Below are 13,114 nucleotides of genomic sequence, written 5' to 3'. Positions count from 1 at the left end.
CTTCAGCCGCGGCCGCGCAGCAGGTCCAGGACCTTCGCGGCCGCCGCCGAGTCGGGCAGGCGGATCTCGCGGCCGGGCTCCGCGCTCGCCGAGACCGCGACGGCGACCTCGCCGATGAGGTCGGCCGAGATCCAGCCGGGAGGGGCGTCGCCGGCCGATCGGGTGCGTACGGGCCCGAGAACCAGGGCGAAGACGCGCTGCCGGTCCGCCGCGTCGATCGCCTGGAGCGGGCGCCCGCCCCAGTACCCGCCGATCGGGGCGACGACGTCGTCGAGCGGCTCGCCCAACCCGGCCACCAGCCGCTCGGCCCCCTCCAAAGTCGTGTAGTCGTGCACGACGACCTGCAGCCGGTCGCTCGCGGCAGCGCCGAGGATCCGCCGGAACTCCGCCGCTCGCCGCTCGCTCCGGGTGGGCACGACAACCTGGGCGCCGGCGGCCAGACAGGCGCGGACGACGCCCTCACCGACTCCTCCGGTGCCGCCCGGGATCAGAACTCGCCGGCCAGCCGACATGGCACTCCTCCGTCGCAATTCGTTGGTCAAACCAACGTTGGTTTGGCCAACGTAGCACTTACTGTTGGTCCGGCCAACGGCTAGGATGACGGGATGCCCGAGACGGACGACACACCGCAGCCACCGGCCCGGCTGCGCGCGCTGGCCAGCTGGCAGGCGAACAAGGTGTCGACCCTCGGCGCGCGGCTGTTCGCCCGGCGGATGAAGCTGAGCGCCCGCGCCGACTTCGCCGTCCTGGCCGCGCTCGAGGAATGCGGGCCACTGAGCCAGGCCGACATCGGCCGGCGCCTGGGCCTCGACCGCAACGACGTCAACGGCATCCTGAACCGGCTCGAGGAGGACCGTCGCGTCGGCCGCGCACCCGACCCGGCCGACCGCCGCCGCAACGTCGTCACCCTCACCGGCGACGGCCGCCGCTACCTGGACGAGCTCCAGAAGCACACCGACGTCGTCCAGGACGAGCTGCTGACCGCCCTCAGCGCCGCCGAGCGCCGCCAGCTCGAGGCCCTGCTGGCCAAGCTGCTCGGCGCCCACCGCCCGGAACCGGCGTGACCGGCGGCACTTGTTATTTCAGATTTGAAAGAGTTATCGTTCTTCCATGGCCGACCCGCTGACCGAGAGCCAACAGCTCGCCTGGCGCAGCTTCGTCGAAAGCTCGTGGGCGCTGCACACCCACCTCGAAGACGACCTCCGCGCGCAGACCGGCCTCAGCATGAACGACTACCACGTGATGGTCACCCTCTCCGAGGCCCCGGAACGCCGCCTGCGCATGGGCGAGCTGGCCAGCCGGCTGGTCTTCTCCCCCAGCCGCATCACCTACCAGATCAGCTCGATGGTCAAGCGCGGCCTGGTCCGCAAGCAGCCCTGCCCCGAGGACGGCCGCGGCCAGGAGGCCGTGCTGACCGACGAGGGCATGGCCGCCCTCGAGGCCGCCGCCCCCATGCACCTGATCACCGTCCGGGACAGCTTCATCGACCGCCTCGACCCCGACGAGCTGGCCGTGATCCACCGAGTCTTCGACAAGGTCCGCAAGGCCTGACATCGGCCGGCCCGGACGAGGTTCGCCTCACCCTGGTATTTCAGTTTTGAAAGAGTTACGGTGTAGCCAGTCCAAGCCTGGAGGCCTGCCATGCCCGCCATTACCGTCGACGACGTTCTGGTCCTGCCGCGGGTGCCGCAGCTCGACCCGAGCACCAGCTTCCGTCCCGTCCGCCGCCTGACCACCGCACCCAGCGGTTACGAGGGCGAGGGCTTCCCGGTGCGCCGCGCCTTCGCCGGGGTGCCGCTGAACGAGCTCGACCCGTTCATCCACCTCGACCAGATGGGTGAGGTCGACTATGCGCCCGGAGAGCCGAAGGGGACCCCCTGGCACCCGCACCGGGGGTTCGAGACGGTGACTTACATGATCGACGGGATCATGGACCATCAGGACTCGCTGGGTAGCGGGGGCACCATCGCCAACGGGGACACCCAGTGGATGACCGCGGGGCAGGGCATTCTGCACATCGAGGCGCCGCCGGAGCATCTGGTGACCAGCGGTGGGCTGTTCCACGGGCTGCAGCTGTGGGTCAACCTGCCCCGGGCGGCCAAGATGATCACGCCGAAGTACCAGGACATCCGTGGGCGCGAGGCGGGGCTGCTCACCACGTCCGACGGGGGCAGCCTGATCCGGGTCATCGCGGGTGAGGTCGGCGGGCACGCCGGGCCGGGCTCCACGTTCACGCCGATCAACCTGGCCCACGTGACGTTGCAGCCGGGCGCCCAGCTCGACCTGCCCTGGCAGCCCGAGTACAACGCGCTGGTGTACGTGCTGGCCGGCCGGGGCACGGTCGGCGCCGAGCAGCGGCCGATCCAGATCGGGCAGCTGGCGAGTCACGGCAAGGGCGACGCGATCCGGGTGACGGCCGACGCCACCCAGGATTCCAACATCCCGGCCATGGAGCTGTTCATCATGGGCGGCCGCCCGATCCGCGAGCCGGTGGCCCATTACGGCCCGTTCGTGATGAACACGCAGGCCGAGCTCAAGCAGGCCTTCGAGGACTTCCAGAAGGGCCGCCTCGGCGTCATCCCGGCCGAGCGCGTTCCCCACACCGACTGATCAGCCATGCGAAAGGCCCCGCTCGGAATTTCCGGGCGGGGCCTTTTCGGTACGGAGGTCAGGCGCGCGAGCGGGGCAGGCAGTCCTTCTTGTATTTGAGGCCCGAGCCGCACCAGCAGGCGCCGTTGCGCTCCGGGGGCCAGGGAATCTGGTTGGGGGCCGTGGTCAGTTCCCGGGCGTACGCGGTGCGGGTGCCGGCCTCGGCCGGGTCGCCGTGCTTCGACAGGCCGTCGACCGTGGCCGGGAGGACGGCCAGGCCGGTGCGGCCGGTGCCGGTGAGGCGGACCAGCTCCTTCTCGAGGCGGGCGCGGTGCTCGTCCCAGTCGGCGCCGTACTGCTCGGCCAGGGCCGGCCACTGCTTGAGCAGGCTGTCGAACTCGGCCTGGGGCCAGAACACGAGCTCGGTGGTGGCGGCGGCCGCGGGGGCGGCGCCGGCGTTGGCCAGCCTGGTCTCGAGGCGCTCGGCCAGGTTGTCGTGGTGGTCGTGCTGCAGGCCGAGGGCGTGGCGGAGGCGGTGCCGCTGCTGCAACAGGAAGAACAGCGTGCCGGCGTCGTCGGCGCTGGCCGGCTCGTCGGGCTCACCGGGCGTCGCGGCCCGCTCGGCCAGGGACAGCTTGACCGCCTCGGTCAGCCATTCCTCGGCCTGGCGGGAGCGCTTGCCGACGACCAGCGCGGCCGTGATGAACGCGGCCGCGTCGGGCTGCGTGGTCAGCTGGGGGCGCAGGGCGTCGAGCTCGGCCGCGGCCTCGTCGTCGCGGCCGGCCCGGAACAGGATGCGGGCGCGGACGGCGCGGGTGTTGGCGACCTGGCTGTCGTCGCGGTCACCGAACGCCTCGATGGCGCGGTCGGCGTAGCGGAGGGCGGCGTCGAGCTTCGAACGGCTCTCCGCGATCTCGGCGGCCAGCGTCAGGGCCTGGCCGGCGTCCTCCGGGTCTTCGAGGCGGCCGGTCTCCACCGCGTCGGCCACGTCGGCTGCTACGCCGAGGGGGTTGGCCGCGCCCAGGGCGGTCTGCCGGATCTCTTCTAGGTCTGCGCTGGTCAGCACCGTTTTAGTCGACACGCCGTCAATGTACTGCGACTTGTGCATCTGTGGCTGTTGATCTGAGTCTCACTTACGACCCCCCGAACGCGGGGCTCCGAAAACTGCCCGAAGCATCTAACCTGCTCCGCATGGCGCTGATCGAGCGATTCGCGGAGCTTGTCGTCCGGGGCGGCATCAATGTTCAGCCGGGTCAGGGCGTGGTCCTGCACACCGACACGGCCCATCTGGAGATCGCCCGGGCGGTCACCGAGGCGGCGTACGCGGCCGGCGCGGCCTGGGTCGAGCCGGTGTGGAGCGACGGCCCGATGCGCCGGTCGGCGGTGACCCATGCGAGCGTCGAAGAGCTTTCCGCCGTACGCCCCTGGGCCCTGACCCGCATCGACGAGTGGCAGCGGGCGGGCGTCGCGTGGATCCGGCTGCTCGGCGAGGCCGACCCGCATCTGCTCGACGGTCTCGACCCGGCCCGCGTGGCCGCCTCCCCCACCGAGGAGGCTCAGGCCATGCGCCGGGCGGTCTTCGGCGGCATGCGCTGGACGGTGGTGGGCGCCCCCAACCCGGGCTGGGCCCGCGAGGTGTTCGGCGAGCCCGACGTCGACCGGTTGTGGAAGGCCGTCGGCACGGCGATGCGGCTCGACCTCGACGACCCGGTGGCCGCCTGGCAGGAACGGTCGGAGGTGCTCGCCGGTCGTGGTCGCCGCCTCGACGCGCTGAGCCTGACCGAGCTGCGCTACCGGGGTGAGGGCACCGACCTGACCGTGGGCCTGCTGCCGGACTGCCGGTGGACGGGTGGCGGCCTGGTCGACGCGGCCGGCATCCCGTACCTGCCGAACATCCCCACCGAAGAGGTCTTCACCAGCCCCGACCGTCGCCGGGCCGAGGGTGTCCTGCGGGTGACCCGGCCCGTGGTGATCTCGGGCCAGGTGATCACCGGTTTGCGGGTGACGCTGACCGGCGGGCGCATCACCGAGGTGTCGGCCGACGAGGGGGCCGAGGTCGTGCGGGCCCACCTCGAGACGGACGAGGGCGCCCGCAGCCTGGGTGAGGTGGCGCTGGTCGACCGGGACAGCCGGATAGCCCGTACGGGCGTGGTCTTCCACAACATGTTGTTCGACGAGAACGCGGCTTGTCACGTGGCGTGGGGGCAGAGCTTCCCGTTCGCGGTCGACGGCGCCGCCGCGCTGACCGAGCAGGAGCGGGCCGCCCTCGGCCTGAACATGTCGAGCGTGCACACCGACGTGGTGATCGGCGGCGAGGGCATCACGGTCACCGGCCGTGGCCCGCACGGCACGGTAACGATCATCCGGAACGACGAATGGGTGCTGTGAGTACGGCTACACCATGAACAGCATGGCGCCGACGCCCAGCAGCACGAGCAGCAGCACCGCGATGAGCAGGCCCTTTTCGGCGGCGGCAGCGGGGTCGGCGGTGGTCACGACTTCGGTGATCGGCTCGGCGCTCATGGATGGATCTCCTCCGGATGCGGCGTGGCGCGACGCTCCTCGGCGTGCGCAAGCGGTGTCGGCGGCTTACATTCGGGGGCGTGCCTCTGCCGGACTGGTTCCTCTCGCAGGAGGAGCGGGGCAACCCGGACTCCTCCATACCCACCTGGTCCACCGGAAACGCGGCCAAGCCACTGATTCACGGCAAAACATATTTTGACCGTCTGGTAACGGAGGTGGAAAGCCTCCGCGAGGGTGACCACCTCTTCTTCACCGACTGGCGTGGCGACCCCGACGAACTCCTGCGCGACGACGGCCCCACCATCGCCGAGCTGTTCTCGACCGCGGCCAAGCGCGGGGTGGTCGTGAAGGGTCTGCTCTGGCGGTCCCACCTCGACAAGCTCGCGTACAGCGAGGAGGAGAACCGCACCCTCAGCGACGACATCCGGGCCGCCGGCGGCGAGGTGCTGCTCGACCAGCGGGTGCGTCGCGGCGGCTCGCACCACCAGAAACTCGTCGTGCTGCGCCACCCGGGCCGGCCCGAGCTCGATGTCGCCTTCGCCGGCGGGATCGACCTGTGCCACAGTCGCCGCGACGACGAACGCCACCTCGGCGACCCGCAGGCGGTCGCCATGGCCAAGGCGTACGGTCCGAATCCGCCCTGGCACGACGTGCAGCTCGAACTGCGCGGACCGGTGGTGGGGGTGCTCGACCTCACCTTCCGGGAGCGGTGGAACGAACCCGACGATCTCGACCAGCACGGTCCGATCTCGACGGTGACCGACAAGTTGAAGCACGCCGACATGAGCGCCGACCGCCTGCCGCCGCAGCCACCCGACCCGCCCGAGTGCGGACCGATGGCCGTACAGACGCTGCGGACCTATCCGTCGATGCGCCCCACGTACGACTTCGCGCGCAACGGCGAACAGACCGTGGCCCGCGGCTATACCAAGGCAGTCAAGCGGGCCCGGCGGCTGATTTATCTCGAGGACCAGTATCTGTGGTCGACCGAGGTGGCCCGGCTCTTCGCCGACGCGCTGCGGGCCAATCCCGACCTGCACCTGATCGCGGTGGTCCCCCGGTATCCCGACGTCGACGGCCGGTTCGCGCTGCCGCCGAACCAGGTCGGCCGCGAGAAGGCGATCTCGCTGTGCTCGAGGGCCGCGCCCGACCGCGTGCACGTCTTCGACCTCGAGAACGAGGCCGGCACGCCGATCTACGTGCACGCCAAGGTGTGCGTGGTCGACGACACGTGGTGCAGCGTGGGCAGCGACAACTTCAACCGTCGCTCGTGGACCCACGACAGCGAGCTCTCCAACGCGGTCCTCGACGAGACGCCGGACGAGCGGGAGCCGCGCGACCCGGCCGGGCTGGGCGACGGCGCCCGTCGTTTCCCGCGCGAGCTCCGTCTCGCCCTGATGCGCGAGCATCTCGATCGTGCGGATCTCGACGTGCTCGACGCCGAGGACGCCGTACGGGAGATGACCGCCGCCGCCGACCGGCTGAAGGACTGGCACGACTCGGGGCGGAAGGGGCCCCGCCCACCGGGCCGGCTGATGCCGCACTCGACCGAGAAGCTGCCCTGGTTCCATCGGTGGTGGGCGACCCCGGCCTACCGGCTGATCTACGATCCGGACGGGCGGTCGTGGCGCGACCGGTGGGCTAACCGCTGGTGAGCTCCCAGCCGCACGGCAGCAGGATCGGAGCGTCCGGGTCCCCGCCCGCCGCGAGACTGAGCCGCCACGCCTGCATCGGCGGGCGTCCGGCGTCGAGCCAGCGATCGAGCACAGCGGTCGCGTCGGCGGCGTAGCGGCTGGCCTCGTCGCCCCCGGCAACCACGCTGCCGTCGGGCAGGATGGCCGCGCCGCCCGTGCGTTGCTCGTCGAGCAGGACGAGGCAGTTCTGCTCGCGGCGGGGCACGGCGGCGTAGGTGGCGCGCCGGTGCCAGACTCCGGCCGCGTACCAGAGGTCGCGATAGACGAGGGGCTCCAGCGGCGGGTCGAAACGGCTTTCGGCGTACGGGACGAGGCGCTTGATCGTGCGGGGCGGAGCCGGCGCCGGGAACGGGTGGGCGGCCGTGAGCGGTCCGGCCGCGGTCATGAAGCTGGACGGGCTGACCACGCGCGCCTGCCCGTCCCGGGTGACCCGCAGGACGGGGTGGGTGCCCGCGTGCTCGACCGGGACCACCACCACGCCGTCCGGCGTGCCGTCCAGCTGCTCCAGCCAGCGCGGCGAGACACCGGCGACACCGACCGTGACGATCACCCGATCCACCCGTACGCCGGGAATGCCCTGGTAGCCGTCGCCGAGCACCACCCGTACGCCCTCGATGCCCGCCCGCGCCAGCGCCGAACGCGCCCGCGAGGCGACGTCCTGCTGAACATCCACACTGATCACGGACGCGCCCAGCCGGGCCAGCAGGGCCGCGTTGTAACCGGTGCCGGCCCCGATCTCGAGAACCGTCTGCCCCGGCCGCACATCCAGCGCCTCGATCATCAACGCCATCAGCGACGGCTGGCTCGACGAGCTGACCGGCGTGCGGCCCTCCACCTTGGTGACCAGCACGTCGTCGTCGTACACGAGCTCGAGGAAATCGGCGTCGGCCGGCTCGGCCCAGGTGCCGTCGCGCCGCTGGAACCCGTCGGGAACGAAAACCTCGCGCGGCACCTCGGCGAAGGCCGCGGCCAGCCGCGGCGAGAGGTCCACTCCCCCGCGCCGGATCCGTTCGAGAAACGCCTCCCGCGGCCCCATCCTGTTCACCATAGATCCGGCAGCAGGGAGGTCCGCGAGATCAGTGGCTCCAGCCCGTCGCTCCGCGGTGACCGCCGGGCCACCCCGGCCAGCAGATCGGCCAGCTGAACCCGCGGGTCGTCGCGGGAATCCACCATGATCAGACCGGCCAGCGGTGACACACCGCCGACGGCGAGCGCCCGCTGCAGGCGGGTCAGCCGGTCGGCGGTGAGGGCGCTCTGCTCATCGTGGGTGACCAGCACCCGCCGCCGCCCCGCACTCCAGAACAGCACCGTCTCGGCCAGCGCGGGCAACAGCGGCTCCAGCGGCGGCGGGATCGTGCGGTCGTCGTCCTCGAGCCTGGTCAGCAGGTCGCGCACCCGCTGCGCGGTGATCCCGTCGAGGCCGGCCGGCGTCTTCCGGGCCCGGTCGCCGGGCGGCGTTTCTTGGGCTCGGTCGCCGGCCAGTGCGTCGCGGGCTCGCAGGAACCGTTCCACGGCCTGGTTCGCGGGCCCGCGCCGTTTGGCGCGGACCAGGTCGGTGAAGCTCGCGAGGAACGTATTGCCGTCCTGCCCGGCGTCGCGCAGGGCCCGATGCAGCGCGACGGCGGCCGGCCGCCGATCCTGGGTCAGCCGGGTACCGGCGGCATACGACGGCTCGGCCAGCAGCAGGTCGATGACGCGAGTGACCACGAAGAACTGCTTGTCGATGAGGTGCACGAGCGCGCGCCCACGCAAGGCGCCGAGGAAGAGCTCCAGTGCCTCCCGCGCCCGCGGCCCCCGCAGGAACGGCCCGGACTTCAGCTCGTGGGAGCTCGACCGCAACTCGGCGATCAACTGCCGGGCCGCGCCGGAGCTCAGGTCGACGCTCGCATGCGTGATCATCGGGGTCGACGGGTCGAGCAGGTTCGTGCCCGAGAACCCGGACTCGTCGCAAGCGATCTCCACCACAGGACCGGCCACCGCACCGGGCGGCGGCAGCCCTCCCTGCAGCGGCGTTCTCATCCGCGGGCGGTAGCCACGGCCGCGGTCAGGCTCTCGGGCACGTCGGTGGCGTGGTAGGGCCACTCGGTGGGCTCGATGTTCTCGAGGAACTCGGAGTAGATGAGCGCACTCCGCAGATCCGCGACCGGGCGCATCAACTCGACGGCCCGTTCCGGGTCGGAGCCCGGCACCGTCTCGCGCCAGCGGTCGGCCCAGGCGGCCAGCAGCCCGTCACGTCCGGGTAGACCAGGTCCGCGCTCGCTGCCGTTGGTGTCGGCGTCGGTCAGGCGCAGGATGTCGAGGGCCGGGTGGCCGAGGACGCAGTCACCCCAGTCCATGATCGTGATCCGGCCGGCGTCGTCGGTGCGCACGTTACCGGGGTGCAGATCGCCGTGGACGAGCGTGTCGGGCAGGCCGCAATCGGCGATCTCGGCGAAGCGCCGGGGCAGATCGGCGATGAGCTCCCGCAGCCCCGGGATGCCGTCGTAGTAGGGCTCGGCGATCCGGACGTATTCGCCGAGCGTCTTGTCGAGGCGTGCGTCGGGGATTCGCGCCAGCGCGTCCGTGTCAGTGGCGAAGTGAGCCTGGATCGGGTGGAACGCGGCGGCGATCCGGGCGCAGAGGTCGGCGCCGGCGCCGTAGCGGTCGTCGCCCGGGGCGTGGGCCAGCAGCATGCGGCCGTCCTCGCCCTCGGCGATCAGCCGCGGCACGAGGCCGGGCGCGACGCCGTCGATCAGCCGGATGGCGTGGGGCTCGTGCGCGAAGAACCGCGGGACCTGTTTGAGCCAGGCCACGGGGTTGCCGTGCTCGTCGTCGAACCGCCAGATCGCCGACAGGTTCCAGGTGCGGCATTGGTGGGCGGTGGTGCCGGGGACGATGCCGGCGGCCCACTCGATCGACGCGGTGGGCCCGCCGAGCTCGGCGTAAGGGGCGCGCTTGGCGTGCGGTTGGCGCCAATCCCCGTGGTACGCGCGGTCGCCCCGGCCCGGCGTCGCGCTGCTGGACGGCGTCGCGCTGCCTGCGCCGCTCGACATCGTCGCGGGGGCTGCGCTGTTCGGGCTGCTCGGGATTGTCGCGGTACTGCGCTCTTCCGACGTACGCGGCCTGATTTTTCGGATATTTGCGGCTTCGTCGGTGAGTTCGGCGAGATAGGTGACGTGGCCGCCCGGCGGACCGGCGGTGTCGCTGTGCAGCAGGCGCAACACCTGCAGGCCGGGACCGAAGTCGTCGACCGGTTGCCACCACGGACTGGCCGGCTTGAACGGCTCGGTCTCGCCCAGCAGCTCGCCATCGGGGCTGACCAGCACTAACGTCACGGTTCTCGTCACGAACGCCAACCGTAGCCCAGCGTATCGATTCGTTCGCGCGAATTTCCGTCCGTCGGTACGATGCGCGAATGTTCGGACGCGCCGCCACCACCCTGCCCGAGCTCTGCACCGGCCTGGCCGAGGCGGTGATCCGGCTCGACACGAAGGCCTCGACCAGGAACTATCGCGCCATTGTGGACCGCCTGCTCCAGGCCGAACCGGGCGAACTGAACGAGGCCCTGCCGCCGCTCCTCCCGGCCCTCGAACAGGTCGCCTTCGGCAACGGCGCGCTGCTGGCCACGCTGGTCGCGGGCCTGATCGAGCAGGGCGCCGACCCGCTGCCGGTGCTGCCGGTGCTGGCCGACCGGGTCTCGACCGGGCTCGAGCTGGCCGCCCAGTTCGGCGTGCTGTCCGAGAAGCTGGACGGCCCGGTGACCGCCCCGACGTCGGCCGACGAATACAAGGAGCTGCGCGAACGCCTCGTCCGGGCCGCGCCCCAGGCCGGGCTCAGCGTCGGCGAGGCCGGCGAGATCGCGCAGGCCTGGTTCACCGTCAACGACTGGATCCCCAGCCTGCTGCTGCCGCTGCAGCAGAAGGGCGCGCGCCAGGCGCTGCCCGGCCGCGACCGGCTGACCGCCGCCGCGGCCTCGATGACGACCCACGTCGAGGACGCGGTCTGGCTGTTCGGCCTGCTCGAGGTGCTCGACGACGAGCCGCTGCTGGTGCTGCACCGCCCGACCAGCCGGGCCTACGACCTGACCATCAGCGGGGTGAGCGACAACTTCCAGCTGCACACGCTGCTGGCCGCGACGCTGATCGGCGACGAGTCCCGTGGCCTGCTGCCCGGCGAGCCACCGGAGGCAGCCTGGATCGCGGCCGCCACCGACGGCGACCTGATGCCCGCGAACGGCATCCGCGGCCAGTTCTACCTGGCCGACGCGACCGGCGAGACCATCTGGAACGAGGGCCGACCGGCCGACATCCCGCTGCTGGGCGACCACCGGTTGATCGTGCTCGACCCCCCGCCGTACGAACGCAGTTGGAACCTCGGCCGCGCCTACCCCTTGATGCTTCCCGAGGTGGTGCTCAACCGCATCCTGCCGGCCGACGAGGCTACGCAGTGGGCGTCGCGGGTGGCTCCGGCGGCCTGAGCTCCCGCCCCGCCGTGCTGTGCACGTGCGCCGGGATCTCCCCCTCGTGCCGGTCGCCGGTGGTGACCGTGCCCGAAGGCTCGAACATGAGAATGGACCCGCCCGACGACGACGGTCGATGCTCGACCCCCTTGGGGACCACGAACACATCCCCGGGCCCGAGAGACACAGTGCGCTCCCGCAGCGCGATGTCGAGCTGCCCGTCGAGCACAAGAAAGAACTCGTCGGTGTCTTCGTGAACATGCCAGACGTGCTCACCGCGAACGTGCGCGATCCGCACGTCGTAGTCGTTCATGCGCGTGACGATCCGCGGGCTGTAGACCTCGTCGAAGCTCGCCAGCGCCTTGGTCAGATTGATCGGCTGATCCATCCACTCAGCCTGCTCCCCCCGAAGCCGCCGCGCCAGGCCACAGCCCCGACCTTGACGCGGTCGAGCACCTTCCCCAAGCTTGCCGCGCCGGGCCACAGCCCCTGAGCGTCACACGCTCGATCACCGTCCCGAAGTCGCCGCGCTGTCAAGCGTCCCGCGGTCCTGCACCTTTCGAAGCCGCGTCAGGCCACAACCTCGAGCGTCACGCGGTCGAGCACCTTTTCGAAGCCGAGCGCCCGGTGAGCGGCGACGTCCGCCGTCAGCACGAGGACGTGCTCCGCGACCTGAGCCGCCTCCGCGCAGGCAGCGGCAAAGACAGCGCCGGTGTCACTGTCCGGCGCATAGGACGCACTGACCCGGGTCATGCCGGCGACGACGCGGCTGCGACCGGCCATGGCCACGGGCCGGCCATCGACCTCCCACAGCGTCAGGCCGCCGTAGCGCAGCGGTTCGTCGATGACGTACGCGAGATCGCTGGTATCCCCCGGACTGGCCGCCATCAGCTCGTGGAACCACCCGACGACCAGCTCACGGTCGGCCTGGGTGGCCCGGCGCGATCGTCCAGGCTCCCGCACGCCTTCCCGCAGCCCGATCAGCCGGCAGAGCGCAACCCGGAACCGTTCCTCGAGCACCACACCCGTGCGCTCCCGCCAAGCGGATGCGACCCGCTCAGCGTCCCGCCCATCCACACCGAGACAACGAACCCCGGCCAGCACATCGACCAAGGACGGCAAAGCCTCGTCCGGTACGAGCGTGAGAACCGGCGGATGATTCGGCGCTCGCACAAACGCCGCTCCGACCACTCCGAACTCGTCAGTCCACCACCCGAAACCACGGTCGTCACCAACCGCCGGCCGACGCCCCTTCCCAGCCCCGACACCCCCGCCCTGGCCCGCAACACCGCCGTCAACTCCGGCCGCGCCACGTCCCGCGGCCCCGCCGTCAACTCTCGCCGCGCCGCGGGCCGAATTTCCGCCGCCGGGTGTGGTCGCTTCCAGGTAGGCGGCCTCGGTCAGCAGGATGGTGTGGCCGACCGGGTCGGTGGCAAGGAAGTCACTGGCGGCAGCCAGAAACACGCGCACGTCGAGGCAGGTGGACCAGGGCACACCCCATCCTGGATGGCCGGAAGTCCCCGCGCAACGGCCTCGCAAGTCGCGTCCGGCCCGCACACGCGGCACTTGCCGCCGGCCCGCCACGCTCCCCGGCGCAACGCCTCCGACCGCCCCCGCCTGCCAGCCGCCCAGGTCGAGAAACGCCGTCGGCCGCTTGCCATCCGGGTCGAGGAAACGCCGCCACCCGCCAGCCGCTCCAGTCGACGGAACGCCGCCACCCGCCGACCGCTCGGGCCGACCAAACGCCGCCACCCGCCGACCGCTCGGGCCGACCAAACGCCGCCACCCGCCGACCGCTCGGGCCGACCAAACGCCGCCACCCGCCGACCGCTCGGGCCGACCAAACGCCGTCGGTCGGTCAGGAATCGAG

14 protein-coding genes are annotated in these 13,114 nt (G+C 71.6%); 6 read left to right on the top strand and 8 right to left on the bottom strand.

Going from position 1 to position 13,114, the window contains the following annotated elements; all coding sequences use genetic code 11:
• Positions 1 to 2 precede the first annotated feature (2 nt).
• Positions 3 to 512: an SDR family NAD(P)-dependent oxidoreductase gene (locus KXC43_RS21510; protein WP_221377911.1), complete on the bottom strand. Its 510-nt coding sequence runs from the start codon at positions 510 to 512 to the stop codon at positions 3 to 5.
• Positions 513 to 605: 93 nt separating this feature from the next.
• Here KXC43_RS21510 and KXC43_RS21505 point away from each other — a divergent pair, with 93 nt between their 5' ends.
• The 3 genes from KXC43_RS21505 to KXC43_RS21495 all read left to right on the top strand — a co-directional run bounded on the left by KXC43_RS21505 (position 606) and on the right by KXC43_RS21495 (position 2,610).
• A complete protein-coding gene (locus tag KXC43_RS21505) occupies positions 606 to 1,064 on the top strand; it encodes a MarR family winged helix-turn-helix transcriptional regulator (RefSeq protein ID WP_221377910.1) in 459 nt (152 codons plus the stop codon).
• 46 nt (positions 1,065 to 1,110) lie between these two features.
• Positions 1,111 to 1,551, top strand: a complete 441-nt coding sequence (locus KXC43_RS21500; protein WP_221377909.1) for a MarR family winged helix-turn-helix transcriptional regulator — start codon at positions 1,111 to 1,113, stop codon at positions 1,549 to 1,551.
• Positions 1,552 to 1,641: 90 nt separating this feature from the next.
• Complete coding sequence (locus tag KXC43_RS21495) at positions 1,642 to 2,610, top strand: pirin family protein (protein ID WP_221377908.1); 969 nt, start codon at positions 1,642 to 1,644, stop codon at positions 2,608 to 2,610.
• Between the two features lie 58 nt (positions 2,611 to 2,668).
• On the opposite strand, the gene KXC43_RS21490 is transcribed toward KXC43_RS21495, so the two are convergent.
• On the bottom strand, positions 2,669 to 3,670 hold the full coding sequence (locus tag KXC43_RS21490) for an SEC-C domain-containing protein (RefSeq protein WP_308129184.1): 1,002 nt from the start codon (positions 3,668 to 3,670) through the stop codon (positions 2,669 to 2,671).
• 110 nt (positions 3,671 to 3,780) lie between these two features.
• Between KXC43_RS21490 and KXC43_RS21485 the strand changes: the two genes are divergently transcribed.
• The gene (locus tag KXC43_RS21485; RefSeq protein ID WP_221377906.1) at positions 3,781 to 4,977 is read left to right on the top strand and encodes an aminopeptidase; all 1,197 of its coding nucleotides are present in this window, start codon (positions 3,781 to 3,783) and stop codon (positions 4,975 to 4,977) included.
• A 6-nt stretch (positions 4,978 to 4,983) separates the two neighbouring features.
• On the opposite strand, the gene KXC43_RS51075 is transcribed toward KXC43_RS21485, so the two are convergent.
• Positions 4,984 to 5,112: a hypothetical protein gene (locus KXC43_RS51075; protein WP_255644516.1), complete on the bottom strand. Its 129-nt coding sequence runs from the start codon at positions 5,110 to 5,112 to the stop codon at positions 4,984 to 4,986.
• A gap of 80 nt (positions 5,113 to 5,192) precedes the next feature.
• Between KXC43_RS51075 and KXC43_RS21480 the strand changes: the two genes are divergently transcribed.
• Complete coding sequence (locus KXC43_RS21480) at positions 5,193 to 6,767, top strand: phospholipase D family protein (protein ID WP_221377905.1); 1,575 nt, start codon at positions 5,193 to 5,195, stop codon at positions 6,765 to 6,767.
• On the opposite strand, the gene KXC43_RS21475 is transcribed toward KXC43_RS21480, so the two are convergent.
• The 3 genes from KXC43_RS21475 to KXC43_RS21465 are packed head-to-tail and all read right to left on the bottom strand — an operon-like array spanning position 6,754 to position 10,132.
• On the bottom strand, positions 6,754 to 7,842 hold the full coding sequence (locus KXC43_RS21475) for a protein-L-isoaspartate O-methyltransferase family protein (RefSeq protein ID WP_221377904.1): 1,089 nt from the start codon (positions 7,840 to 7,842) through the stop codon (positions 6,754 to 6,756). The genes KXC43_RS21480 and KXC43_RS21475 overlap by 14 nt on opposite strands.
• 5 nt (positions 7,843 to 7,847) lie before the next feature.
• Positions 7,848 to 8,825, bottom strand: coding sequence for a hypothetical protein (locus tag KXC43_RS21470; protein ID WP_221377903.1), 978 nt, complete (start codon positions 8,823 to 8,825; stop codon positions 7,848 to 7,850).
• Positions 8,822 to 10,132 carry a phosphotransferase family protein gene (locus tag KXC43_RS21465; protein ID WP_308129183.1) on the bottom strand — a complete coding sequence of 437 codons (1,311 nt, stop codon included), beginning with the start codon at positions 10,130 to 10,132 and terminating at the stop codon, positions 8,822 to 8,824. The genes KXC43_RS21470 and KXC43_RS21465 overlap by 4 nt, the downstream gene beginning before the upstream one ends.
• 68 nt (positions 10,133 to 10,200) lie before the next feature.
• On the opposite strand from KXC43_RS21465, the gene KXC43_RS21460 reads away from it, so the two are divergent.
• Complete coding sequence (locus tag KXC43_RS21460) at positions 10,201 to 11,262, top strand: hypothetical protein (RefSeq protein WP_221377902.1); 1,062 nt, start codon at positions 10,201 to 10,203, stop codon at positions 11,260 to 11,262.
• Here the strand turns inward: KXC43_RS21460 and KXC43_RS21455 are convergent.
• Positions 11,225 to 11,632 carry a cupin domain-containing protein gene (locus KXC43_RS21455; protein WP_221377901.1) on the bottom strand — a complete coding sequence of 136 codons (408 nt, stop codon included), beginning with the start codon at positions 11,630 to 11,632 and terminating at the stop codon, positions 11,225 to 11,227. The genes KXC43_RS21460 and KXC43_RS21455 overlap by 38 nt on opposite strands.
• Before the next feature lie 182 nt (positions 11,633 to 11,814).
• On the bottom strand, positions 11,815 to 13,020 hold the full coding sequence (locus tag KXC43_RS21450; protein ID WP_221377900.1) for a hypothetical protein: 1,206 nt from the start codon (positions 13,018 to 13,020) through the stop codon (positions 11,815 to 11,817).
• Between the last annotated feature and the right edge of the window lie 94 nt (positions 13,021 to 13,114).

It is taken from the genome of Paractinoplanes polyasparticus, assembly GCF_019710575.1.
In the GTDB taxonomy this organism is placed as follows: domain Bacteria; phylum Actinomycetota; class Actinomycetes; order Mycobacteriales; family Micromonosporaceae; genus Actinoplanes; species Actinoplanes polyasparticus.
The sequence above is the reverse complement of the archived record's forward strand: the minus strand, read 5'-3'. Positions and strand labels throughout refer to the sequence as shown.

What these genes read in the sequence shown, in the direction of transcription:
- KXC43_RS21510 (WP_221377911.1), bottom strand. Translation starts at nt 512, where the DNA reads ATGTCGGCTGGCCGGCGAGTTCTGATCCCGGGCGGCACCGGAGGAGTC.
- KXC43_RS21505 (WP_221377910.1), top strand. Translation starts at nt 606, where the DNA reads ATGCCCGAGACGGACGACACACCGCAGCCACCGGCCCGGCTGCGCGCG.
- KXC43_RS21500 (WP_221377909.1), top strand. Translation starts at nt 1,111, where the DNA reads ATGGCCGACCCGCTGACCGAGAGCCAACAGCTCGCCTGGCGCAGCTTC.
- KXC43_RS21495 (WP_221377908.1), top strand. Translation starts at nt 1,642, where the DNA reads ATGCCCGCCATTACCGTCGACGACGTTCTGGTCCTGCCGCGGGTGCCG.
- KXC43_RS21485 (WP_221377906.1), top strand. Translation starts at nt 3,781, where the DNA reads ATGGCGCTGATCGAGCGATTCGCGGAGCTTGTCGTCCGGGGCGGCATC.
- KXC43_RS51075 (WP_255644516.1), bottom strand. Translation starts at nt 5,112, where the DNA reads ATGAGCGCCGAGCCGATCACCGAAGTCGTGACCACCGCCGACCCCGCT.
- KXC43_RS21475 (WP_221377904.1), bottom strand. Translation starts at nt 7,842, where the DNA reads ATGGGGCCGCGGGAGGCGTTTCTCGAACGGATCCGGCGCGGGGGAGTG.
- KXC43_RS21470 (WP_221377903.1), bottom strand. Translation starts at nt 8,825, where the DNA reads ATGAGAACGCCGCTGCAGGGAGGGCTGCCGCCGCCCGGTGCGGTGGCC.
- KXC43_RS21460 (WP_221377902.1), top strand. Translation starts at nt 10,201, where the DNA reads ATGTTCGGACGCGCCGCCACCACCCTGCCCGAGCTCTGCACCGGCCTG.
- KXC43_RS21455 (WP_221377901.1), bottom strand. Translation starts at nt 11,632, where the DNA reads ATGGATCAGCCGATCAATCTGACCAAGGCGCTGGCGAGCTTCGACGAG.